General features: G+C 66.8%; 23 protein-coding genes and 1 riboswitch. Of the genes, 11 read left to right on the plus strand and 12 right to left on the minus strand.

What is annotated here, in order from left to right; all coding sequences use genetic code 11:
* Positions 1–2 precede the first annotated feature (2 nt).
* The 5 genes from L1892_RS13980 to L1892_RS14000 all read right to left on the minus strand — a co-directional run bounded on the left by L1892_RS13980 (position 3) and on the right by L1892_RS14000 (position 4258).
* Positions 3–1724, minus strand: coding sequence for an urease subunit alpha (locus tag L1892_RS13980; RefSeq protein WP_235724214.1), 1722 nt, complete (start codon positions 1722–1724; stop codon positions 3–5).
* Positions 1724–2053 carry an urease subunit beta gene (locus L1892_RS13985; protein WP_235724215.1) on the minus strand — a complete coding sequence of 110 codons (330 nt, stop codon included), beginning with the start codon at positions 2051–2053 and terminating at the stop codon, positions 1724–1726. The genes L1892_RS13980 and L1892_RS13985 overlap by 1 nt, the downstream gene beginning before the upstream one ends.
* A 15-nt stretch (positions 2054–2068) precedes the next feature.
* On the minus strand, positions 2069–2371 hold the full coding sequence (locus L1892_RS13990) for an urease subunit gamma (protein ID WP_235724284.1): 303 nt from the start codon (positions 2369–2371) through the stop codon (positions 2069–2071).
* Positions 2372–2561: 190 nt separating this feature from the next.
* A complete protein-coding gene (locus L1892_RS13995; RefSeq protein ID WP_235724216.1) occupies positions 2562–3806 on the minus strand; it encodes a DUF6986 family protein in 1245 nt (414 codons plus the stop codon).
* Entirely contained in the window at positions 3803–4258 is a 456-nt protein-coding gene (locus L1892_RS14000; protein WP_235724217.1) for a PaaI family thioesterase, read from the minus strand. The genes L1892_RS13995 and L1892_RS14000 overlap by 4 nt, the downstream gene beginning before the upstream one ends.
* Before the next feature lie 287 nt (positions 4259–4545).
* Between L1892_RS14000 and L1892_RS14005 the strand changes: the two genes are divergently transcribed.
* The 9 genes from L1892_RS14005 to L1892_RS14045 all read left to right on the plus strand — a co-directional run bounded on the left by L1892_RS14005 (position 4546) and on the right by L1892_RS14045 (position 15893).
* The gene (locus L1892_RS14005) at positions 4546–4944 is read left to right on the plus strand and encodes a BlaI/MecI/CopY family transcriptional regulator (RefSeq protein ID WP_235724218.1); all 399 of its coding nucleotides are present in this window, start codon (positions 4546–4548) and stop codon (positions 4942–4944) included.
* 49 nt (positions 4945–4993) lie between these two features.
* Positions 4994–5944, plus strand: a complete 951-nt coding sequence (locus tag L1892_RS14010; RefSeq protein ID WP_235724219.1) for a M56 family metallopeptidase — start codon at positions 4994–4996, stop codon at positions 5942–5944.
* Between the two features lie 69 nt (positions 5945–6013).
* Positions 6014–7483 carry an NADP-dependent phosphogluconate dehydrogenase gene (gene gnd / locus L1892_RS14015; RefSeq protein WP_235724220.1) on the plus strand — a complete coding sequence of 490 codons (1470 nt, stop codon included), beginning with the start codon at positions 6014–6016 and terminating at the stop codon, positions 7481–7483.
* A 19-nt stretch (positions 7484–7502) separates the two neighbouring features.
* On the plus strand, positions 7503–8936 hold the full coding sequence (gene guaB1 / locus L1892_RS14020) for a GMP reductase (RefSeq protein ID WP_235724221.1): 1434 nt from the start codon (positions 7503–7505) through the stop codon (positions 8934–8936).
* A 3-nt stretch (positions 8937–8939) separates the two neighbouring features.
* Positions 8940–10340: a hemolysin family protein gene (locus L1892_RS14025; protein WP_235724222.1), complete on the plus strand. Its 1401-nt coding sequence runs from the start codon at positions 8940–8942 to the stop codon at positions 10338–10340.
* The gene (locus tag L1892_RS14030) at positions 10333–11409 is read left to right on the plus strand and encodes a hemolysin family protein (protein ID WP_235724223.1); all 1077 of its coding nucleotides are present in this window, start codon (positions 10333–10335) and stop codon (positions 11407–11409) included. The genes L1892_RS14025 and L1892_RS14030 overlap by 8 nt, the downstream gene beginning before the upstream one ends.
* Complete coding sequence (locus L1892_RS14035) at positions 11406–12326, plus strand: 3-methyladenine DNA glycosylase (RefSeq protein WP_235724224.1); 921 nt, start codon at positions 11406–11408, stop codon at positions 12324–12326. The genes L1892_RS14030 and L1892_RS14035 overlap by 4 nt, the downstream gene beginning before the upstream one ends.
* Positions 12327–12363: 37 nt before the next feature.
* Positions 12364–14535 carry a malate synthase G gene (locus L1892_RS14040; protein WP_235724225.1) on the plus strand — a complete coding sequence of 724 codons (2172 nt, stop codon included), beginning with the start codon at positions 12364–12366 and terminating at the stop codon, positions 14533–14535.
* 152 nt (positions 14536–14687) lie between these two features.
* Positions 14688–15893 carry a substrate-binding domain-containing protein gene (locus L1892_RS14045; protein ID WP_235724226.1) on the plus strand — a complete coding sequence of 402 codons (1206 nt, stop codon included), beginning with the start codon at positions 14688–14690 and terminating at the stop codon, positions 15891–15893.
* A 320-nt stretch (positions 15894–16213) separates the two neighbouring features.
* Here L1892_RS14045 and gcvP read toward each other — a convergent pair whose 3' ends face one another.
* Positions 16214–19075, minus strand: coding sequence for an aminomethyl-transferring glycine dehydrogenase (gene gcvP / locus L1892_RS14050; protein ID WP_235724227.1), 2862 nt, complete (start codon positions 19073–19075; stop codon positions 16214–16216).
* Positions 19076–19228: 153 nt separating this feature from the next.
* Positions 19229–19329: riboswitch (glycine riboswitch) on the minus strand.
* A gap of 151 nt (positions 19330–19480) precedes the next feature.
* On the opposite strand from gcvP, the gene L1892_RS14055 reads away from it, so the two are divergent.
* Entirely contained in the window at positions 19481–19846 is a 366-nt protein-coding gene (locus L1892_RS14055) for a VOC family protein (protein ID WP_235724228.1), read from the plus strand.
* Positions 19847–19927: 81 nt separating this feature from the next.
* Here the strand turns inward: L1892_RS14055 and L1892_RS14060 are convergent, their stop codons facing one another.
* The 4 genes from L1892_RS14060 to garA form a co-directional block, all read right to left on the minus strand.
* The gene (locus tag L1892_RS14060) at positions 19928–20593 is read right to left on the minus strand and encodes a MerR family transcriptional regulator (RefSeq protein ID WP_235724229.1); all 666 of its coding nucleotides are present in this window, start codon (positions 20591–20593) and stop codon (positions 19928–19930) included.
* 293 nt (positions 20594–20886) lie between these two features.
* Entirely contained in the window at positions 20887–21393 is a 507-nt protein-coding gene (locus L1892_RS14065; protein ID WP_235724230.1) for a bifunctional nuclease family protein, read from the minus strand.
* Between the two features lie 150 nt (positions 21394–21543).
* The gene (gene ftsR, locus L1892_RS14070) at positions 21544–22266 is read right to left on the minus strand and encodes a transcriptional regulator FtsR (protein WP_435948554.1); all 723 of its coding nucleotides are present in this window, start codon (positions 22264–22266) and stop codon (positions 21544–21546) included.
* A 4-nt stretch (positions 22267–22270) separates the two neighbouring features.
* Positions 22271–22726 (minus strand): glycogen accumulation regulator GarA, encoded by a 456-nt coding sequence (garA, locus tag L1892_RS14075; protein WP_160904252.1) that lies wholly within the window; start codon positions 22724–22726, stop codon positions 22271–22273.
* Between the two features lie 19 nt (positions 22727–22745).
* Between garA and L1892_RS14080 the strand changes: the two genes are divergently transcribed.
* Positions 22746–22898, plus strand: coding sequence for a hypothetical protein (locus L1892_RS14080; RefSeq protein ID WP_235724233.1), 153 nt, complete (start codon positions 22746–22748; stop codon positions 22896–22898).
* Between the two features lie 142 nt (positions 22899–23040).
* On the opposite strand, the gene gcvH is transcribed toward L1892_RS14080, so the two are convergent.
* Together gcvH and L1892_RS14090 are read right to left on the minus strand one after the other, a co-directional pair.
* Complete coding sequence (gcvH, locus tag L1892_RS14085) at positions 23041–23445, minus strand: glycine cleavage system protein GcvH (protein WP_235724234.1); 405 nt, start codon at positions 23443–23445, stop codon at positions 23041–23043.
* A 56-nt stretch (positions 23446–23501) separates the two neighbouring features.
* Positions 23502–24068: a CDP-alcohol phosphatidyltransferase family protein gene (locus L1892_RS14090; protein WP_235724285.1), complete on the minus strand. Its 567-nt coding sequence runs from the start codon at positions 24066–24068 to the stop codon at positions 23502–23504.
* Positions 24069–24136: the final 68 nt, after the last annotated feature.

Genomic DNA, 24136 nt, shown 5'->3' on the forward strand with positions numbered 1-24136 from the left:
ACTCAGAACAGGAAGTACCGCTGCGCCATCGGCAGTTCGGTCACCGGTTCGCTGTCCCAGACCTCGCCGTCCACCCGCACCGTGAAGGTGTCGGGTTCGATGGCGATCTCCGGGGTCTCCGCGTTGTTGATCATGTCGGCCTTGCCGATTCGGCGGGTGTCGCTCACCGCCACCAACCGACGGTCGAGCCCGAGGGCTTCCTCGATCCCGGCGTCGAGCCCGCCCTGCGCGACGAAACTCACCGACGTCGCCGCCGCTGCCCGCGGTGCTGCGCCGAACATCGGACGCGGCAACACCGGTTGCGGTGTGGGAATACTCGCGTTGGCGTCTCCCATCGCCGCCCAGGCGATGGCGCCGCCCTTGATCACCAGATCCGGCCGTACGCCGAAGAACGCCGGATCCCAGAGCACGAGGTCGGCGAGTTTCCCGGTTTCGACGGAACCGATCTCGCGGTCGAAGCCGTGTGCGACCGCCGGGCAGATCGTGTACTTGGCGATGTAGCGCCGTGCCCGGTTGTTGTCGGCCGCACCGTCACCGGACAATGCGCCGCGTTTGGTCTTCATGACGTGAGCGGTTTGCCAGGTCCGCAGCACCACCTCGCCGATCCGTCCCATGGCCTGCGAATCCGAGCCGATCATCGAGATGGCGCCGAGGTCGTGCAGGAGATCCTCCGCGGCGATGGTCGACGGTCGAATCCGGCTCTCCGCGAACGCTAGATCCTCGGGCACAGTCGGATTGAGGTGATGACAGACCATCAACATGTCGAGGTGTTCGTCGAGTGTGTTGACCGTGTGCGGACGCGTCGGGTTCGTCGAACTCGGCAGCACGTTGGGGTGCGATGCCACCGTCATGATGTCGGGCGCGTGCCCGCCGCCGGCACCCTCGGTGTGATACGCATGAATGGATCGACCGGCGATGGCGCCGATGGTCTGCTCAACGAAGCCGGCTTCGTTGAGTGTGTCGGAGTGCAGCGCCACCTGCACCCCGGTCTCGTCGGCGACACGCAGGCACGCGTCGATCGCCGCCGGCGTACTCCCCCAGTCCTCGTGAAGCTTGAAACCGGATGCACCCGCACGGATCTGCTCGTGCATGGATTCTGCGGACACCGTGTTGCCCTTACCCAGCAACGCGATGTTCATCGGCCAATGGTCGGTGGCACCCAGGATCGACGCCAGGTGCCACGCGCCCGGCGTGACGGTGGTGGCCTTGCTGCCCTCGGCGGGCCCGGTGCCGCCGCCGATCAGAGTGGTGATCCCGTTGCCCAGCGCCTCGTCCATGATCTGCGGACAGATGAAGTGAACGTGGCAGTCGATCCCGCCTGGGGTGAGGATCTTGCCGTTGCCCGCGATGATCTCGGTGGACGGCCCGATCACCAGGTCCGGGTGCACACCGTGCATGGTGTCCGGATTTCCGGCCTTGCCCAGCGCGGTGATTCGTCCGTCTCGGATTCCGACGTCCGCCTTGATGATTCCCCAATAGTCGAGGACCACCACGCCGGTGATCACCGTGTCCGGCGCGCCGTCGGCGCGGGTGGCGCGGCTCTGGCCCATCGACTCCCGGATGACCTTGCCACCCCCGAACACCGCTTCATCACCGGCCAGACCCGGTCCGCCGCACCGGTCTTCGGTGACCTCGAGCAGCAGGTCGGTGTCGGCGAGGCGAATCCGGTCACCGACGGTGGGGCCGAAGAGCTGCGCGTAACGATCTCGTCCGAGCGTCGCCATCAGTCAAGCCTTCCCGGTGCGTCGAGCGAGATGCCGTAGACCTCGCGGGTGCCGCCGAGGGCGACGAGTGTCACCGTCATCTCGATCCCCGGCTCGAATCGGACCGCGGTGCCCGCCGGGATGTCGAGGCGATGGCCATGCGCGGCCGACCGATCGAAATCCAACGCGGCGTTGGCCTGTGGGAAGTGGACATGACTGCCCACCTGGACCGGACGATCACCGGTGTTGATCACGCTCAGCGTGATGGCGTCGGCACCCTCGTTCAGCTCGATGGTGCCTTCGGCGGGCAGGATCTCGCCGGGAACCACCGACGACTGCGTTCGCGACATATCGGCCTCTCGCGGTCAATCGATCGGATTGTGCACGGTGACAAGCTTCGTGCCGTCCGGGAAGGTGGCCTCCACCTGCACGTCGTGCAGCATCTCGGGTACACCGGCCATGACGTCGGCGCGGGCCAGGACCTCGCGGCCCGATGACATCAGCTCGGCGACCGTCCGGCCGTCCCGGGCGCCCTCGAGGACATGATCGGTGATCACCGCGACTGCCTCGGGGTGGTTGAGCAGCAACCCACGCGCCTGTCGGCGCCGAGCCAGCTCCGCGGCATAGGAAATGAGCAAACGTTCCTGCTCATGCGGCGACAGACGCACCAGTTCCTCTCCTAGCGACACGGATCCGATCATTGCGACCACACCCATCCGGCGACGGCGCACGCCCAACACCCGGCGTTGCGTAGGGATCATCCTGCCATGACCAGAACCATCCCGGCGCGGTGAGCGCGCTCGACGCGGTCGATCCCGCCGGCGGGACGCGGGCGCGTATCGCCGACCGGACAGCCGGTCAGGCCGGCAGTCCCCCGCCACCGGCGCGCAGCGCGGCCAGCCGTTCGGTGGTGCACAGTGGCGCGATCTGCTCGACCTCATCGATGGTGAACGCCTTGGCCGCGAGCCCGCGCTGCAGGACCGATGCCAGCGACATCGCGGTGGCCGGTTCGTCGACGACGTCGGAGGCGGTGCGATCGAAATAGGCCTGTAGCCGACGGGCCGCGGTGGGCATCGCCGACCGGAAGAACCCGATCACCGCCGTCCAGCGAGTGACCAGGTGTCCCGGATGCATGTCCCATCCTTGATAGAAGCCGCGTTCCAACGACCGCAGCACCAGACCGTGATGGCGCCGGACCGCGGCCGCCACCGTGTCCGGTGTGCCCACCGGGACGACCTGGGTGGAACCATCGCTGATCCACACCCCGGTCTGCGCGGCGGCCGCCTGCATGACGGCCTTCGCATGGTCGGCGACGGGGTGGGCCAACGACTGCTGCGCCGAGACGATTCCTGCGGCCGCACTGTAATCGTAAGTGCCGTAGTGCAACGCGGACAGCCTCGGCATACCGCGGTGGATCGCTTCGGCAACGGTTGCGCGTCCGTCGGCACCCACCACGGCCTGCGGGATCTCCACCTGGAGCTCGTAACGCAATGAGTACTCCGCCAGTCCGTGCACACGTTCCAACGCCACGCAGAGCGCGTTCACCGCATCCACCTGGCGCGCGTCACGCAATTTGGGCACGGTGAACACGAAGCCGTCCGGAACACCGCCGGCGCCGTCGAGAACGAGTTCGAGGGTGCGCAGCCCCCGTGCCCGCTCGTGCGCGCCGAGACCCTTGGCCCGCACTCCGGCACTGCGGGGCGCTCCCGGACCGGAACGCGTCCAATCGGCGAGTATCTCGCCGGCCCGACGTGCATCCGCGTCCTCGGCCGCGTCCGCGCGCCAGCCGTACCCGTCCTCGAGATCGATCCGTAGGTCCTCGACCGGCTCGCTGCGCAGTCGCTGCCGGGCGAGGTCGACCACAGTGGCATCACCGGCGAGCTCCACCAGCAGTTCACCGACCTCGTCGGCCACCATCGTCGCGCGCTCACCCCATGCCCGCGGGGTGTCGATGTCGACATCGGCGGCGCTGACATACACGGTGTGCGCGGGCTGCGGTTGCGGCCGGTCGCCCGGATACCCGGCGGCCAGATCGGCGTCCACCGCGGCCAGGAGGTCGTCGATGTGTGCCCGCGCCTCATCGGGCAAGCCACGCCCGGTCATGCGCCGGTGGTGACGCCCGGAACGGTCACTCCCTCGGGCAGCTCGATGTTCTGCAGCCGGACCTGCGAGGTGGCCACCAAACGGCCGTCACCGTCGGTCATGGTGACCCGCCACAGTTGCTGCCGCCGGCCCCGGTGAACCGGCGTGGCCTCCACGGATACCGCGCCCGTGCTGATGGATCTGAGGAAGTCGGTGTTGTTGTTGACCCCCACCGCAGTGCCTCCGATGCCGCTGGACTGCAGCCAGGTGAACCCGCCGATGGAGGCCGTGCCCTCGGCGAGCGCGCAGTAGACACCGCCGTGCACGATGCCGAAGGGCTGATGGTGCTGCTCCGACATCTCCACCGTGCCGGCCACCAGATCCGCGGTCACGTCTGTCAGGCGCAATCCCAATGCGGCATCGAACCCGCGCCCGAAGGTGTCTTTGATCGACTGCTCGTTGTCCACACTCATTCCATGAGACTGGCACGAGCCGCTGCGATGGGTGCGGCGAGGCCACCGACTTCGTCGTTCGCCATATGGGTCCGGGAACCGGTAGGCCCCACGATGCGTTGCATCGTGGGGCCTACCGCGGCGTGGACCGGGGGTCTCTGCAGCCCTCAGGACTCTCGCTCGGTCCGACGTGACTCAAACGTAGGGTAGCCTTACCAATGTTGTCAAGGGTGCAGCGCAAACTGATGGGTGACGTGTTCGCGACCGGCCGATGACCGGTCTGCACGAGCAAGAGAAGCGGAAGTAAAATGCGAAGAATGAACGGGCTGGGCGACCTCGAACGAGCAGTCATGGACACCCTGTGGGAGAGCTCGGCGCCCCAGACGGTCCGACAGGTGCACGAGACGCTGTCGCGAGATCGCTCGCTGGCGTACACGACGGTGATGACCGTGCTGCAGCGACTCGCGAAGAAGAACCTGGTCACACAGATCCGGGACGATCGCGCACACAAGTATGTCCCCACCCATCCGCGGGAGGACCTTGTCGCCAGCCTGATGGTCGACGCCCTCAGCGAGGCGGATGCGCCCGGTTCGCGACACGCCGCACTGGTGTCCTTCGTCGGTCGGGTCGGCGCCGACGAGGCAGCAGCCCTACGGTTGGCGCTCGATGAACTCGAATCCGCCCGCGGTACGGGCGAAACGAGTTAGATTCGCCGCAGTACAGCCCACCGCCCATAGCCCACGCGAGGACGTATCGATGACCGCGCTCTTCTTCGGCATCCTGACCTTGGTGTTGGTCGGCCCCGCTGCCGAAGCCATGTCGCGGGCCTCCTGGCCGGTCAAGGCCCCCCGCGCGGCGATGACCCTGTGGCAGGCGATCGCGCTGGCCGGAGTGCTCTCGGCATTCAGCTGCGGGCTGGCCATCGCGGCGAATCTGTTGGCGCCGGGCCCAGACGGTGCGCCGACCACCAACCCGCTGCATGAGATCGAACGACTCGGCCTCCCCCTGTGGCTCACCCTCGTCGGCGTGTTCGCCCTGACCCTGATGATCGGTGCCCGCCTGATGTACACGGTGATCCGTGTCGGAGTCCGCACCCGGGCGCGACGCCACACCCACCGTCAGCTCATCGACATCCTGGACCGCTGCGACCGCAGCGACACCTCACATCCGCTGTTCGGGCGCGACGTGCGCATGATCGACGTCGAACAACCCCTCGCCTACTGCCTGCCCGGCCTGCGTCAGCGGGTCGTCGTCAGTGAGGGCGTCGTCGCCCGACTGTCGCGTGAAGAGCTGATCGCCGTCCTGGCACACGAACGTGCGCACCTGCGCGCGCGCCACGACCTGGTCCTTGAGGCCTTCATCGCGTTGCACGAAGCCTTCCCCCGAGTGGTGCGCAGCAAGTCGGCGCTCGGCGCCGTCGAGTTGCTCGTGGAATCCCTGGCCGATGACCAGGCGGTACGCGCGACGGCTCCGACGACGCTCGGACGTGCCCTGGTCGCGTGCGCGGATGCGGTCGCACCACGGGGCGCAATGGCCGTAGGCGGCCCGACGACGCTGGCACGCATCCACCGTCTGCGCGACGAGCGTCCCACACGACTGCTCGCGACGGCCGCCTACGCCGCGGCCGCGGCAATTCTGGTCGTGCCGACTTTGGCCGTGGCGATCCCCTGGCTGACCGAGCTCAGTCGGTTGATCTCGGCAGCGTGAACCACCTCACAGCCACGGGCATGACCCTCCCACTCGTGACCGACCGGTCCACGCAATAGGCTTGCAGCCATGACGACTTCTGCCGCCACCGGTTCCGACTCCCCTGACTCGACAAAGGCCCAGATCGGCGTCACCGGTCTCGCCGTCATGGGCTCGAACATCGCCCGCAACTTCGCACGCAACGGCTACACGGTCGCGCTGCACAACCGCAGCATCGCCAAGACCGACGCGCTGTTGTCCGAACACGGGTCGGACGGTTCGTTCATCCGCACCGGGACCATGGAAGAGTTCGTCGCGGCCCTGGAGCGTCCGCGTCGGGTGCTCATCATGGTCAAGGCCGGCGATCCCACCGACGCGGTGATCGAGGAGCTCGCCGGCCTCATGGAGGAGGGCGACATCATCATCGATGGTGGCAACTCGCTCTACACCGACACCATCCGTCGAGAGTCGGCGATGTCGGCCCGCGGACTCAACTTCGTCGGCGCGGGGATCTCCGGCGGCGAGGAGGGCGCACTCAACGGTCCGTCGATCATGCCCGGCGGACCGAAGGAGTCATACGAGTCCCTCGGGCCACTGCTCGAACAGATCTCGGCACACGTCGACGGTGAGCCGTGCTGCACACACATCGGTCCGGACGGTTCCGGGCACTTCGTGAAAATGGTGCACAACGGTATCGAGTACGCCGACATGCAGCTCATCGGCGAGGCCTACGACCTCATGCGCAAGGCCCTCGACATGCCGGTCGCCGACATCGCCGACGTCTTCCGGGAGTGGAACTCCGGCGACCTCGACAGCTACCTGGTGGAGATCACCGCCGAGGTGCTCTCCCAGGTCGACGCGGAGACCGGCAAACCACTCGTTGATGTGATCACCGACGCCGCGGGCCAGAAGGGCACGGGCCGGTGGACGGTGAAGTCGGCACTGGATCTGGGCATCCCGACCACCGGTATCGCCGAGGCCGTCTTCGCGCGGGCGCTGTCGAGTGCAACCGATCAGCGCAAGCAGGCCCAGGAACTCGAATCGGGCACCCTGTCGGCCGCACCCGCCGACGCGAAGACCTTCGTCGACGACATCAACAAGGCTCTCTATGCCTCCAAGGTCGTCGCCTACGCCCAGGGATTCGATCAGATCGCCGCCGGCAGCGCCGAATACGGCTGGGACGTGACACCCGGAGACCTCGCCACCATCTGGCGCGGCGGGTGCATCATCCGGGCGAAGTTCCTCAACCGCATCCGCGATGCGTATGCCGAGAATCCGGAACTGCCCAGCCTGCTGCTCGCGCCGTACTTCCGCAGCGCCGTCGAAGACGCGGTGGACAGCTGGCGTCGGGTGGTGGCCACCGCCACCACCATGGGCATCCCGGTGCCGGCGTTCGCGTCGTCGCTCTCTTACTACGACGCCCTGCGCAGCGAACGGTTGCCGGCCGCCCTCACCCAGGGGCTGCGTGACTTCTTCGGTGCGCACACCTACCAGCGCATCGACAAGCCGGGTACGTTCCACACGTTGTGGAGCGGAGACCGGACCGAAGTCACGGCCTGAGAGGAGCTCCGGGGACATCGTGCGATTCCTGGAAGGTCACGCACCGACCCACGATCTGACCTACGACGACCTGTTCATCGTTCCGAACAGATCGGACGTCACATCGCGGTTCGATGTGGACATCTCGACGTCGGACGGCAGCGGCACCACCATCCCGATCGTCGCCGCGAACATGACCGCGGTCGCCGGTAAACGCATGGCCGAGACACTCGCGCGCCGTGGCGGACTGGTGGTGTTGCCGCAGGATCTGCCGATCGCTGCGGTCTCGGCGTCGATCGATCACGTGAAGTCACGTCATCTCGTCGCCGACACGCCGGTCACCCTGACCGCCGAGAGCTCGGTCTCCGACGCCCTGGCGCTGATCCCGAAGCGTGCGCACGGTGCGGCCGTCGTGGTGGACGACGGTCGGCCGATCGGCGTGGTCACCGAGAAACGATGCCGAGACGTCGACCGGTTCTCGCGGGTGCGCGAAGTGCTCGATCCCGACATCATCACGCTGCCGGTGGATACCGCGCCCCGCGATGTCTTCGACGCGCTCGGCGATCGTCACCTCGGGCTCGCCGTGCTCGTCGACGACGACGGGCGTCTGGCCGGGGTCCTCACCCGACTGGGTGCGCTACGACACGCGATCTACCGACCCAACGTCGACGGCGCGGGACGGCTGCGTATCGCGGCTGCCGTCGGCATCAACGGCGACGTGGTGGGCAAGGCCAAGGCGCTCGCCGCGGCGGGCGCGGACCTGCTGGTGATCGACACCGCGCACGGCCATCAGGAGAAGATGCTCAGCGCGTTGGAGGCCGTCGCCTCCGCCGACCCCGGCGTCCCCATCGCCGCAGGCAACGTGGTGTCGGCACAGGGAACCACCGACCTGCTGGATGCCGGCGCGACCATCGTGAAGGTCGGTGTGGGTCCCGGAGCCATGTGCACCACCCGCATGATGACCGGCGTCGGGCGCCCACAGTTCTCTGCGGTCGCCGAATGCGCCGAGGTGGCGCGAGCGCGGGGTGCGCACGTGTGGGCCGACGGCGGAGTGCGCCACCCGCGGGATGTGGCCCTCGCGATCGCGGCCGGCGCGTCGAACGTCATGATCGGCTCGTGGTTCGCCGGCACCTATGAGTCGCCCGGCGATCTGCAGACCGACGCCGGGGGCATGTACAAGGTCAGCTTCGGCATGGCGTCCAAACGTGCCGTCGCGGCCCGGTCGGCCAGTGATGGCGCCTACGACCGCGCGCGCAAGTCGTTGTTCGAGGAAGGCATCTCGAGTTCACGAATCCGGCTCGACCCCGACCGACCGTCGGTCGAGGACCTGATCGATCACATCTGCTCGGGTGTGCGCAGCACCGCCACCTACGCCGGGGCCCGCACGCTGGCCGAGTTGCACGACAAGGTCGTCCTGGGGGTGCAGTCGGCCGCCGGATTCGCCGAAGGGCGCCCGCTGCCGGGCGGGTGGTGACGGTTGGAGATCCTCCTCCTCGTCGCCAGTCTCGTCGGTTTCCTCGCGCTCACCCTGGGGACCGCGCTCTTCGTTGCCGCGGAGTTCTCGCTGACCGCACTGGAGCGGTCGACCATCTCTGACGACGTCGACACTCGCGGCGACCGCCGTTCCCGGCTGGTCCAGCGCGCGCACTCCACGCTCTCGTTCCAGCTCTCCGGCGCCCAACTCGGAATCACGATCACCACACTGATCACCGGCTACATCGCCGAACCGGTCCTGGCCCGGATCCTCTCCCCCGCCCTGACCGGGCTGGGGCTCGGCGAATCCATGGTCGACGGGGTGTCCCTCGTCCTGGCACTCGTCATCGCGACGTCGTTGTCGATGGTCCTCGGCGAGTTGATCCCCAAGAACCTGGCGATCGCGAAGCCGCTGGCGGTCGCCCGTGCCACCGCGGGCCCGATGACGATCTTCTCGGCCGCGTTCCGGTGGGCGATCAACGGCCTCAACGGGTCCGCGAACTGGGTGGTGCGCCGGCTGGGCATCGAACCCGCCGAGGAGCTCGCGTCGGCTCGGTCGCCTCAGGAGCTGGTGTCGTTGGTGCGCAACTCCGCCCGCGAGGGTTCCATCGACGCCGGCACCGCCGCCCTGGTCGACCGCTCCCTGCGATTCGGTGAACTGACCGCCGAGGACCTGATGACACCGCGCGTCACCATCGAATGCCTCGACCGTGACGACAACATTCGCGATCTGGTGTTGGCGTCGTCGCGAACCGGGCATTCTCGCTTCCCCGTGGTGATCGACGGGGACCTCGACGACCTGGTGGGCGTCGTCCACATCAAGCAGGCGTTCACCGTGAGTCCCGAGCGCGCCGCGCACACCACCGTCGCCTCGATCGCGCGGACGGTGCCGCGGGTGCCGGTGAGCCTCGACGGGGACGCACTGATGGAGCGGATCCGCGCCGACGGTATGGAGGTCTGCGTGGTGATCGACGAGTACGGCGGCACCGCAGGCATCGTCACCACCGAGGATCTGATCGAGGAGATCCTCGGCGACGTCACCGATGAGCACGACCGCGAACGCGCCGACGTCGCCGAGGACGGCGCGGGCTACCTGTGCTCGGGGCTGCTCCGGATCGACGAGGTCGCCGATGCCACCGGCTACCGTGCTCCGGAGGGGTCCTACGACACGCTCGGCGGTCTGGTCATGTTCTGCTTGGGCCGCATACCGATGGTCGGCGACACGGTCGAACTGCCCGACCGTACCCCCGCCATCGACGCCGACGACGACGAACACGAACCGGCCGAGAGCGACGACGTCTCCTGGCGGGCGACGGTGACCCAGATGGACGGCCGACGAATCGACGTCGTCTCGCTACAGCCGGTCGGCGACGCGACCCGCGCAGGGGCGCCGACCCATGGGTGATCTCTGGGCGGTGCTGCTCACCGTGGTGCTCCTCGGCGGCAACGCATTCTTCGTCGGTGCCGAGTTCTCGCTGATCTCGGCACGTCGCGATCGACTCGAGGCCCTCGAAGAGGCCGGGAAGAAGCGTGCGCGGACCGTGATCGGCGCCGGCGAGCGACTGTCGCTGATGCTGGCCGGCGCGCAGCTGGGCATCACCATCTGCTCCATCCTGCTCGGCCGGGTGGGCGAGCCGGCGGTCGCCCATCTCATCGAGCGACCCCTTCATCTCGTACACGTACCCGATGCCCTGCTGCATCCGATCTCGTTCACCGTCGCGCTGTCGCTGGTGGTGGTGCTGCACATCCTCATCGGCGAGATGGTGCCCAAGAACATCGCGCTCGCCGGCCCGGAGACCTCGGCGATGTTGCTGGTACCGGCCCACCTCATGTTCATCCGGATCGCGCGTCCGCTCATCACGTTCTACAACTGGCTCGCCAACATCTCGCTGCGCTTGATGCGGGTGGAACCCAAGGACGAACTGGCCTCCAGCGTCTCCCCGGGGGAACTGGCCCAGATGATCGTCGAGTCCAAGCGGGAAGGACTGATCGACGCCGAAGAACATGAACGGCTGACCCGTGCGCTGCAGTCGGTCAGCCGGACCGTCGGTGAAGTGATGATTCCACTGGACACGCTGCGCAGCGTGTCGATGGAGGTGGACGAGAAAACCGGCGGCACCGGGCCCACACTCGGGTCGGTGGAGCGCGCGGTCAGTGACACCGGGTTCTCCCGGTTCCCGGTCCGCGGGCCCGACGGCACACTCACCGGCTACCTGCACCTCAAGGACGTCCTCGACGAGATTCTCGACGAGCGGATCGGACCGGACACGATCATCGGCATCTCCAAGATCCGCGCGCTACCGGTCATCGCGTCATCCACCCTGCTCGAGGAGGCCACCTCCGCACTGCGCCGCACCAGCTCGCACCTGGGCGCGGTGGTCGACGAGAGCGGCCGCACCATCGGAGTCGTCGCGCTCGCCGACCTGGTCGAGGAATTCGTCGGCAACGTCCGCGACGAGACCCATCGGGTATGACGACGGGGTCGGCCGCCGAGACCCGTGTCGACGGGGTGCTTACTCGTCGTCAGTGGATCGGGCTGCGTGAGAGTCATCGCGATCGAGTCGAGGCGTTGATCGGTGACTATCTGCGCGAGCGCCGGAGCGGGTCGAAGCACCCGGTGATCGACTTCCTGTTCACGTACTACTCGTCACGGCCGGCGCATGTGCAGCGCTGGCATCCCGGCTACGGCGTCGTGCTCGGTGACGCCGACGAATACCTGCCCCTGCGTGGCTATCGGCGCGTGGCCGGCGGGGTGTCGGTGGACCCCGATCACCTGCGCGCGCGGACGGGCACTCTGGCCGCCACCGAAGCGCTGCTACGTGCCACGGCCTCGCGTCCTGCGCGGCTGGGTTGCTTCGGCCTGCACGAATGGGCGATGGTCTACCGCACCGACGATCTCCGCCACGACCTTCCGCTACGCCTCGGGGCCGCCGGAACCGATGCGGTGGTCGACGAGATGCCACTGCGCTGCACTCATTTCGACGCGTTCCGGTTCTTCACACCGCTCGCGCGGCCATACAACGAAGCCAAACTGACCCGCGACCATCAGCTCGCCGATGAGCAGCCGGGCTGTCTGCACGCGACGATGGACCTGTACCGGGCGTGCTTCACGCTGGCACCGTTGATCGACTCCGACCTGACCCTGGACTGCTTCGCTCTCGCGCTGCGCGCCCGCGAACTCGACATGCGGGCGAGTCCCTACGATCTGAGCGAGCTGGGCTATGACCCGGTGCCGATAGAGACCCCCGCCGGTCGAGCGCAGTATGTGCGCGAACAATCCGAGATCGCGACCGCCGGCGAGATCCTTCGGGCCGCGGTGGCCGAACGGTGTCGTCACCTGCTCGGACAGACCGGACGGGATCCCCGCGAAGCGCCGATTACCGGCGAGTAGCATGGTGGGGTCGATTCACCGTAGGAGAAAGGCTGTCATGTCTGACCGGACCAACGTCAATGGACTGCAGGTCGCCACTGTCCTGTATGACTTCATCAACAACGAGGCGTTGCCCGGTACCGGTGTAGACCAGAACAGCTTCTGGGCGGGCGCCGCATCGGTCATCGGCGACCTTGCCCCGCGCAACCGGGAACTGCTCGCCGTACGCGACGATCTGCAGGCCAAGATCGACCAATGGCACAAGGACAACGACGGTGCCGGGGACTTCGCCACCTACAAGAAGTTTCTCACCGACATCGGGTACCTGGTCGAGCCGCCGGCCGATTTCCAGATCGCCACCGAGAACGTCGACCGCGAGATCGCCGAGACGGCAGGACCGCAGCTCGTGGTGCCGGTGCTCAACGCCCGGTTCGCCCTCAACGCATCCAACGCACGGTGGGGGTCGCTCTACGACGCGCTCTACGGCACCGACGTGATCCCCGAGACCGACGGCGCCGAAAAGGGTTCGTCCTACAACCAGGTGCGCGGTGACAAGGTGATCGCCTACGCGAAAGCCTTCCTCGACCAGGCGGTGCCGCTCGAGCAGTGCAGCTACACCGACGTGGCGGCGTTCGCGGTCGTCGACGGAGCACTGCAGGTCACGTTGGCCGATCAGAAGACCGCCACCCTCGCCGACCCCTCGGCGTTCGCCGGTTATCGCGGCGAACCGTCGTCACCGTCGTCGATCCTGTTGCGCCACAACGGCCTCTACCTCGACATCGAGATCGATCCGGAATCGCCCATCGGAAAGACCGACCCGGCAGGCATCAAGGATGTGGTGATGGAGTCGGCGATCACCACGATCATGGACTTCGAGGACTCGGTGGCCGCCGTCGACGCCGACGACAAGGTGCTCGGCTACCGCAACTGGCTGGGACTGAACAAGGGTGATCTCGCCGAAGAGGTGAGCAAGGGCGGCAAGAGCTTCACCCGCACGCTGCACGCCAACCGTGAGTACACCGCACCCGATGGTTCCGGCTTCGATCTGCACGGCCGTTCACTGCTGTTCGTGCGCAACGTCGGTCACCTGATGACCAACCCGGCAGTGCTCGACGCCGACGGCAACGAAGTCCCCGAGGGCATCCTCGATGCACTGGTGACCTCGCTGGCCGGTATCCACGGGCTGTCCACCGAGGCCGGTGTGCAGAACTCACGAACCGGTTCGATCTACATCGTCAAGCCGAAGATGCACGGACCCGACGAAGTGGCGTTCACCGTCGAGCTGTTCGGTCGCGTCGAGCAGGTGCTCGGACTGCCGGAGAACACCCTCAAGGTCGGCATCATGGACGAGGAACGTCGCACGACCGTCAACCTGAAGGCCTGCATCAAGGCCGCCGAGAATCGCGTGGTCTTCATCAACACCGGCTTCCTCGATCGGACCGGCGACGAGATCCACACCTCCATGGAGGCCGGCGCGATGATCCGCAAGGGTGAGATGAAGCAGCAGAAGTGGATCGCGGCCTACGAGGACTTCAACGTCGACACCGGCCTGGCCGCCGGACTGCAGCACAAGGCGCAGATCGGCAAGGGCATGTGGGCCATGACCGACCTGATGGCCGACATGGTCGAGCAGAAGATCGGCCAGCCGAAGGCCGGTGCCACGACCGCCTGGGTCCCGTCACCGACAGCTGCGACGCTGCACGCGATGCACTATCACCTCGTGGACGTCTTCGAACGTCAGGACGAGATCGCCAAGCGCGACCCCGCTGACGTCGACGACATCCTGACCATTCCGCTCGCACCGAAGACCGACTGGTCGGCCGAGGAGAAGCAGCAGGAACTCGACAACAACTGCCAGTCGATCCTGGGTTATGTGGTGCGCTGGATCGACCACGGTGTGGGTTGCTCCAAGGTGCCCGACATCCACGACGTCGCACTGATGGAAGACCGCGCCACCCTGCGCATCTCCAGCCAGTTGCTGGCGAACTGGATTCATCACGGCATCGTGACCGCCGACGACGTGGTCGCTTCGCTGGAGCGGATGGCCCCGGTGGTCGACCGACAGAACGCCGACGACCCCGCTTACCGTCCGATGGCTGCGGATTTCGACTCCAACATCGCGTTCCAGGCCGCGAAGGCACTGATCCTGGAGGGGACCACCCAGCCCAGCGGATACACCGAGCCGATCCTGCACGCCAAGCGCCGCGAGTACAAAGCAGCCAACGGCTGACCGATGCCCGGACAGCCGTCCGCGGACGGATGGTCGGCAGGCCACCATGCTGTCAGCCGGGACGATGTCCGCTATCGTCGTCATCTGTCACCCCGATCACAGTCGGATCGGGGTGACAGACGGCGAATGCCCGAAGAGCGGAAGGCGGGGGGTTGGCTCACCATCGCAGCACCGACCGTGGCGCATCGATGCGTGGTCGGGGGGTCAGTCGAGGTCTGGTCGGCGCACTGCTGACCGTCGTCCTCGTAGCGGCCGTGGTCGTGGTGTGGTTCCAACTCGGCGACCGTATCGACCGGCAAGGTGAGCAAGCCGCCGGCAACTGTGTCGAAGGTCGTACCACCGTTCCGATCATCGCCGACCCCGATGTCGCCGATGCGTTGAGCACCATCGCTGCCGAGTACTCGAAAACCGGGCCGGTGGTGCGTGATCACTGCGTGGTCGTAGAGGTCCGGCCCGGCGACGCGAAGGTCACCCTGGACGGTCTGGCCGGCGCCTGGGATCCCGCCGCGCTCGGCGCCCGGCCTGCGGCGTGGGTGCCGCAGTCATCGATCTGGGCGGCGGATTTGGTCAGCGCGCGCCCCGACATCGTCGACGGCACTCCGTCCTCACTGGTCAGTTCGCCGGTGGTGTTGGCCACCGCCCCGGAGTTGGCCGAGGCGTTCGACGGCGAACTCGACTGGCAACAGTTGCCGACGCTGCAACAGCGCGATGCCTCGTTGGGCGCCTTCGGGTTGGGCAGCTGGGGTTCGATTCGCCTGGCGATGCCGATTGGTGCGCAGTCCGACGCGACGGCGCTGGCTGCGCAGGCGGTGGCGATGCAGGTCACCCGGACCATGGGTCCGCTCACCGAACAGGACGCGGACTCGCCGCGGGTGGCCTCGAGTATCGAAGCGATGTCGTCGGGTGCACCGCAGTCGCCCGACGGGACGCCGGTCGGCGCAGCTCGGCTGATGGCCGATGCGTCCGACCCGGCCGACGCCACCATTCATGCCGTGGCCATCACGGAACAGTCGCTGTATCAATTGACCCGCGACGACACCACCCCACGTCTCGCCGAGGTGATCCCTGGAGGTCCGACCCCGATCGCCGACTATCCGATCGTCCGACTCACCGGTGACGGCGTCGCAGCCGAACAGACCGATGCGGTGGCCGAGTTCTTTGCCTTCGCCAGCCAGCCCGAACATCTCGCGACGCTGACGGCACTGGGGTTCCGCGGTGACGCGCCGATGCCCGAGAAGACCGCCACCGTCACATTCCCGCTCACCGAGAACCCGATGCCGATTCCCGAGACGGCGGCAACGGTCGCCATCAATCGGCTCGTCTACGGGCCCGACAGCGGGCCGGTGACGGCGGGGTGAGGACTTCGGACTGAGGTGCCGTGGTCTCGATACACCCCTCGCCTAGCGGCTCGGGGCTACTCGACCACCGACATTCGACCCGGCCACCTTCACCACCGACAAACGACCCGGCGTACCCCGTCGATGAGTAGCCGCGAACGTAGTGAGTGGCCCCACCCGCTGATCGAGTAGCCGCGAACGTAGTGAGTGGCCCCACCCACTGATCGAGTAGCCGCGAACGTAGTGAGTGGCCCCACCCACTGATCGAGTAGCCGCGAACGTAGTGAGTGGCCCCACCCGCTGATCGAGTAGCCGCGAACGAAGTGAGTGGCGTATCGAGATCAGCTGCTGAAGGCCTCGATGGGCGGGCAGCTGCACACGAGGTTGCGGTCGCCGAAGGCCTGATCGATCCGTCGGACCGCGGGCCAGATCTTGGCGCGAGCACCCGCCGACGGGAGGCCGAGCGGATACACCGCCACCTCTCGGGAGTAGGGGTGATCCCAGTCGCCGACCAACGCCTCGGCGGTGTGCGGTGCCCCGCGCAGCGGGTTGTCGTCGGCTGGCCACTCCCCAGCTGCGACGCGGTCGATCTCGGCGCGGATGGCGATCATTGCGTCACAGAACGCGTCGAGTTCGTCGAGATTCTCACTCTCGGTCGGCTCCACCATCAGTGTTCCCGCCACCGGAAAGCTCATGGTGGGAGCGTGGAAACCGTAGTCGGCCAGTCGTTTGGCCACATCGTCGACGGTGACGCCGGTCTCCTTCGTCAACGGCCGAAGGTCGAGGATGCACTCGTGGGCGACCAGACCATTCTCGCCGGCATACAGCACCGGGTAATGATCCCCGAGACGCCGCGCGATGTAGTTGGCCGAGGCGATCGCGGTGAGGGTGGCTCGACGCAGCCCGTCGGCGCCCATCATCGCAATGTAGGCGTAGGTGATCGGCAGGATCGAGGCCGATCCGTACGGCGCCGCCGAGATCGTCGAGTCCCCGGGGAGGTCGTCGGCGAGGGGATGACCGGGCAGATACGGCGCGAGGTGAGACCGCACCGCGACCGGCCCCACACCCGGGCCGCCACCCCCGTGCGGGATGCAGAAGGTCTTGTGCAGGTTCAGGTGACTCACGTCGCCGCCGAATCGTCCTGGACGGGCCACACCCACCAGGGCGTTCAGATTCGCACCGTCCACATACACCTGGCCGCCCGCATCGTGCACGGCCGCACAGATCTCCTCGATGTCGTGCTCGAAGACGCCATGGGTCGATGGGTAGGTGATCATGATGGCGGCCAGCGCATCTCGGTGTTTGTCGATTTTGGCGCGCAGATCGTCGACGTCGACGTCGCCGTTCTCTCGGCAACCGACCACCACCACGCGCAGCCCGGCCATAACCGCCGATGCGGCGTTGGTGCCGTGCGCGCTCGATGGGATCAGGCACACGTCGCGGCCGGTATCACCGCGCCCGAGATGGTATCGGCGGATCGCCAGCAACCCGGCGAACTCGCCCTGCGAGCCCGCGTTGGGCTGCACGCTCACCCGGTCATAGCCGGTGACGGCGACCAGCCAGTCCTCCAGGGTGGAGATCACCTCGCGGATGCCGACCGTGTCGGCCGCCGGGGCAAACGGGTGCAGGCGCGCGAAGCCGGGCCAGGTGATCGGTTCCATCTCCGCGGTGGCATTGAGCTTCATGGTGCACGAACCCAGTGGGATCATGCTGCGATCGAGCGCGATGTCCTTGTCGGAGAGCGCACGCAGATAGCGCAGCATCGCCGTTTCGGTGCGGTACCTGTTGAACGCCGGATGCGTCAGGAATTCGGTGTCACGGGTCTCGATCGGTTGTGAAAATGCATGTCGGCGAACACCTTCGGCACTGAACGCACGCAGCACCACAGCGAGATCGGCTGCGGTGGTGGTCTCGTCGCACGCGATACCCACGGTGTCGCCGTCGATCCGCCGCAGGTTCACGTTCTCGCGCTTGGCATGTGCGATCACGCTGTCGGCCTGCCCGGGTGCACGAACCACGATCGTGTCGAAGAACGACGAGTGGGCGATGGAAAACCCCGCAACGGTGAGACTGTCGGCCAGGAACACCGCATGTTCGTGGACGCGACGAGCGATCGCCCGCAATCCGTCGCCCCCGTGATAGGACGCGTACATCGCGGCCACCACCGCCAGGAGCACCTGCGCGGTGCAGATGTTGCTGGTCGCCTTCTCACGCCGGATGTGTTGTTCCCGGGTCTGCAGCGACAGGCGGTAAGCGAGATTGCCGTCGGCATCCTTCGAAACACCCACCAGACGGCCGGGCAGTTGACGCGCATGCGTCGAACGCACACACAGGTAGCCGGCGTGCGGTCCACCGAATCCCATCGGCACGCCGAAGCGCTGGGTGGTGCCGAAGCAGACATCCGCGCCCAACTCACCCGGTGGCGTGATCAGGGTCGCTGCCAGCAGGTCGGCCCCCACTGCGACCAGAGCCCCGCGCGCATGCGCGGCGTCGATGACAGGGCCGACATCCAGGATGCGGCCCGACGCCCCGGGTGCCTGCATGATCACACCGAAGAAGTCTCCCTCGGGCAGACCGCAGTCCGGCATCGCGGGATGCAGCGAGGCCTCGACGACCTCGATCCCGAGCGGTTGAGCGCGGGTGTCGATCACGGCGCGCGTCTGTGGGAAGAGGTCGGCATCGACCACCAACCGTGGTGATCGGGACTTGCCTGCGCGTCTCAGCAACGTCATCGCCTCGGCCGCAGCGGTCGCCTCGTCGAGCATCGATGCGTTGGCGACCTCCATCCCGGTCAGATCCGCGACCATGGTCTGAAAGTTGAGCAACGCTTCGAGCCGACCCTGGCTGATCTCGGGCTGATAGGGCGTATAGGCGGTGTACCACGCAGGGTTCTCCAGCACGTTGCGCAGGATCACCGGCGGGGTATGGGTGTCGTGGTAGCCCAGCCCGATCATGGAGCGGGCGACGGTGTTGCGGCCCGCGAGGTGGGCGAGTTGTTCGTGCACGTCGTGCTCGCTGACCGCGGGCGGCAACGACTGCAGACCGTTGGAGTCCGGCTCATCGGCGATGACCGCCGGGACCACCCGGGCGGCGAGTTCATCGAGAGACGAGATGCCGATCGCGGCGAGGATACGTTCGGTCTCGGTGGCATTCGGGCCGACGTGGCGATCGACGAAGGCGGCAGAGACGGGCGTGGCGGGCATGACAGGTCAACCTCTCGGCGGTCTGCGGCCCTCCCCCTCTGTCATGCCTGTCGATCCGCGAACGGACAGCTGGGCGCCTGAGAGATTCGGCCGGTAGTCGACCTTTCACCGTGGGCGGAACCGGGTTGCCCCGACTCACTTTCCAGAGACGCCGTCAACATCACGGTCCTGGGTGCCTGAGAGTTTGACGAGGAGGTGTTGCTCCTTCGGCGGCCTCCGCCCATGTGGCGGTGACTCTCTCCCGAGACGCAGCGGCGCGACCTCAGTATACGTGGGCATGACCACGGCGCAGGTCGCCCGTCTCCGGCGACGACGCGATCCGGCCCGACAAAACCTGACAGTCGATGTCGTGATTCGCTGATCTACTGGCGTGGCGTCATCACCCACGACCCGAGGAGCGCCCTGATGCCCGCACCGAACCTGTTTCTGATCTACGTCCGCGACGCTGAGGCCGCAACCACGTTCTACTGCGAATTGTTCGATGTACAGCCGAAATTCGTGAGTCCTCGCTATGTCGCCTTCGAGGTCGCACCCGGGGTTCTGTTCGCCCTGTGGACCGGTCGTAGTGACCACGCGGTTCCTGCCACCCCGCGCACGTGCGAGGTCGGGCTGATGATTCCCGGCGCGGCGTCCGCGATCGACGCGATCCATGCGCGGTGGGCGGCGGCAGGTGTCCGAGTGGTGCAGGAGCCTTATGACGACGTCTTCGGCCGAACATTCGTGGCCGCCGATCCGGACGGCAACCTCATCCGGGTTTCGCCGATGGATTGACGCTGCGCCACACTGCGCCGATCGGTCCGGCAGGAGTGCATGGGCCGCTGATGCCTCGGCACCCTGACCGGCCCGAGGGCTCTAGCCGGTCCGACGGGTCCGATTCTTGCGCCGCGCGGCCAGTTCGTCTTCTGGCGCGGTCTCGGTGACACCGCCATCGGCCCGCTCGCCGGGGAAGTCGGCGATGGTTCCGGTCAGTTCACGCATGGCACCGCTGACAGCGATCCCGAAGACGCCCTGGCCACCTTGCAGTAAGTCGACGACCTCTTCCGCCGAGGTGCACTCATAGACCGTGGTGCCGTCGGAGAACAGGGTGATGCGGGCCAGATCCTCCACCCCACGCTGACGTAGGTGGTCGACCGCGACCCGGATGTTCTGGAGCGAGATCCCGGTGTCGAGCAATCGCTTCACGATCTTGAGGACCAAGATGTCCTTGAACGAGTACAGACGCTGGCTGCCCGACCCTGCCGCGCCGCGAATGGACGGCACCACCAGCGACGTGCGGGCCCAGTAGTCGAGCTGCCGATAGGTGATTCCGGCGATCTGGCACGCACTGGGCACGCGATAGCCCACCAGCTCGTCCGGCACGGTGTCGTTGGGAAAGATGCCGGGCGCGATGTCATCGAGACTGCCCTGCGTGGCGGCACCCGAGTTCGACGCCCCGGTGCGGTCGCTGTCGACCTCGCCGTCGGCCGCGGTCACCTCGGTCGGTGACGGCATTTCGTCGTCGAACGGCTGATCGCCCACTGCAGACTCCCTCGCAACGCCAGGATCGACTCGACAGACACGTCAGCTCGAGGTTTCCCTCGAGACTGCTACAACAGTACGCGCCTGACAGACGATCATCCTTCGTCCCCGCTCAATTCGGGCGACGTGTCGACGGTATGCGGCCCGCGAGGGCGGAATCAACGCGACTCGCCCTGTAACCTCAACCTCTACTTGAGATCGAGCAAACAGTGACCCGGCGGTGTCCGTTCCGTGATCTGGGTCGTTCGCCCCTGTTCTCGGCAACCGATCCAGCGTTGGGCGCCATCAACGCGCTACGCCCCGCCGCTCGCCTTGAAGTCGTCCGGCGAGACGTTGTCGAGGAATTCCTTGAACTTCTCGACCTCGTCCTCTTTGGCCTCCGCGGGAGCGTCCTCGTCGCCGTTCTCGTCGGGGATGAGCAGTCCCGCCTCGGTCAGTACGTCTTCGTCGGCGACGATCGGCACTCCCGCCCTCATGGCGACCGCGATCGAATCCGACGGGCGCGCGGAGACCCGCAATTCGTCGGCAAAGACCATCTCCGCGTAGAAGGTGCCCTCTTGCATGTCGACGATGCGGACCTCGCGCAGCGTCTTGCCGAAGTCGTTGATCAAGTTGACGATCAGATCATGGGTGAGCGGACGTGGCGGCTCGATACCCTTCTGCTGCAAGGCGATCGATGCGGCCTCGCTCTGTCCGATCCAGATCGGCAGATACCGTTCACCATCCACCTCACGCAGGAGCAGCACCGGCTGGCTCTGCGGCGGCTCGACCCGAATGCCCACGACTCGCATTTCGCCCATCTCGCACCCGCTTCCTCATGATCGCCGGATGATCGGTCGGTGGCTCCTCGAAGGCAGTCCCTCGCGCCTGCCGATCACTGAACACGACGCTACACCGCATGACCCGACCGTGGCGGCCACCCGAGCCCAGATCGGTCCGGGATCGACAGATCAGTCCAGGACGTCGCGGACCGCGGCCTTGACCAGCTGGGTGTGCAACGTCACCGACAGAGCAGCGATCTCACGGACCAACTCCTCGGCGCGATCCCGCGCCCCGGTTCCCTTGCCCTTGGCGATCGGGTTCGCGATCTGCGCCACCAAGCCGGCCTCGCGGTCCGCGGAGACCTTGAACGCCCGCAGATGCCGCGTCTCCAGACCGTAATTGGCCAGCGCCGCCGCAGCCTCGACCAGTCGCACGGCGTCTTCGTCGAAGAATCCGGCCGGACCGGCCGACAGCAGGCCGTTGCGTTGTAGCTCGGTCACGAATGCCGCATCCACACCAGTGCGCTCGATGAGGGCCTCGCGTGACACCCGATCGCCCCGGGAACCGAAGTCGGTGGCCGGCGCCACCGCTCCGCGAGCCGAGGAGATCAGCCGGGTGGCGCCACCCGGACCGCCGTCGCCGCTGTCGATCGCGTCGAGTTGCTCCTTGATGACCTTCAGCGGCAGGTACCGATCCCGTTGTGCGGTCAGCACGAATCGCAATCGCTCGACATCTGCCGAACTGAACCGGCGATAACCCGACGGCGCCCGCTCGGGAGTGATCAGACCCTCGGATTCCAGGAAGCGGATCTTGGAGATCGTCACGTCCGGGAAATCCTCACGCAACAAGGCGAGGACCGAGCCGATCGACATCGATCCTTCGCCGCGCTGACCTGCCGACGACGCCGTCACGGCGTCAGGCGCCGGCGTGGCCGTCGCGCGGACCGCTCAGGAACACGAGACGGAACTTGCCGATCTGCACCTCGTCGCCATTGCTCAGCTGCGCGGTGTCCACCGGCTCACGGTTGACATAGGTGCCGTTGAGGCTGCCCACGTCGACTACCTGGAACTCGTTGTCACCGAGGCGGAATTCGGCGTGGCGACGGCTCACCGTCACATCGTCGAGAAAGATGTCGCTGTCAGGATGCCGACCCGCCGACGTCGTCGGCTGATCGAGCAGAAATCGCGAGCCGGCGTTGGGGCCGCGCTTGACGACAAGCAGCGCCGTGCCGGGAGAGAGCCTCTCGACCCCGGTATCGGCAGGTTCACTCGAGGTGGTCGCCCCGGCGTCGAGTTCGGAGATGAACTCCTCCCGGAAAACCGATGTGGTCTCCACCGGCGCCTCGAGGTCCTTGTCGTTTTCGCTCACCACTTCTCCTTCGTCTGTTTCGGTGCCCGCGGATCTCGGCGTCACCGGCATGTCACGGCTCGCGGCGACACGCGAGTCGCATGTCCCGCACGCCGACGATGCCGGTCCGTCATCGTCCACCTCGGGCTCCGGTCCGGCCGACGACGTTCGGGTCGGCGGGCCGGATCTGCTGTGAGTAACCGTACCGTGTCGCGGCCTCCACACGGGCGATCGAGTCGATCACGACACCGACGATCATAGTCGTATGCGTCGAGCCGACCGACCGCCGACACCGGCCGCGTCACCGGCTTGTGATTCACCACCACATGTGCGGCGAATCAGCCCTCGATGACCGCGCGATAGCCGTCGGCGTCGAGAGTGTCGGCCAGCGCCGCGTCCAGAGCGGACTCGTCGGCGACGCTGATGACGACCAGCCATCCCGAACCATACGGGTCCGAGTTGACCAATTCGGGAGCCGTCTCGAGCTCGCCGTTGACCTCGGACACCGTACCCTCCAGAGGCCCGTAGATGTCCGAGACACTCTTGGTCGACTCGACCTCGGCGAAGGACTCGCCGGACTCCACGGCGTCGTCGACGGCCGGCAGCTGCACGAACACCACGTCACCGAGCGCGTCCTGTGCGAAATCGGTGATGCCCACCCGAACACTGGTCGGCCCGGTCCTCTCCACCCATTCGTGTTCGGCCGTATAACGCAGGCCGGCGGGCACATTGGTTTCGGTCACGGTGCACCTTTCTGGTCTGTCGCACCAACGCGGCGGCGACTCTTCGGAAATTCAGGTTACGTTGCGGCGGCGTTCTGCGGAGGCATCCGTCGGAGCACGAGCACTGTCTGATACCCGTACAGCACAAACGACCACAGATACAGCCCGACGCCCCAGATCATGAACGCCCACCCGATGGGATAGCAGATGGTGCCGATGATCGAATCCAATTGTCCGGCAAGCAGCCACGGAAACGCGCTCATCAAGGCGAAAGTGGCCGCCTTGCCGATGTAGAGCACCGGCAATGCCACCAGGCCACGTGAACGCAACAGCGGTGCCGTGGCGAACAATGCGAGATCGCGCGCGATGATCACCGCGATCAGCCACCACGGCACGAACTCTCGGATTCCGAACGCGATGGGGATGATGACGATGTAGAGACGGTCGGCGGCGGGATCGAGCAATGCGCCGATCCGTGAGGACTGGTCGAGCCAACGCGCGATCTTGCCATCCGCCCAGTCGGAGAAACCGGAGAACAACAGGATCGCGAACGCCCAGCCATCGGCTTCTTCGACCAGCAACAGCCAGATGAACACCGGTATCAGCGCGAGCCGTAAGACGCTCAGTGCGTTCGGAACGGTCAACCATCGATCGTCGGCGACGGTGGTGGCCTCGGCCTGCGCTCGGGGATCACCGCGGCCGTCCGTGTCTC

Source organism: Gordonia tangerina (assembly GCF_021556435.1).
GTDB lineage: Bacteria > Actinomycetota > Actinomycetes > Mycobacteriales > Mycobacteriaceae > Gordonia > Gordonia tangerina.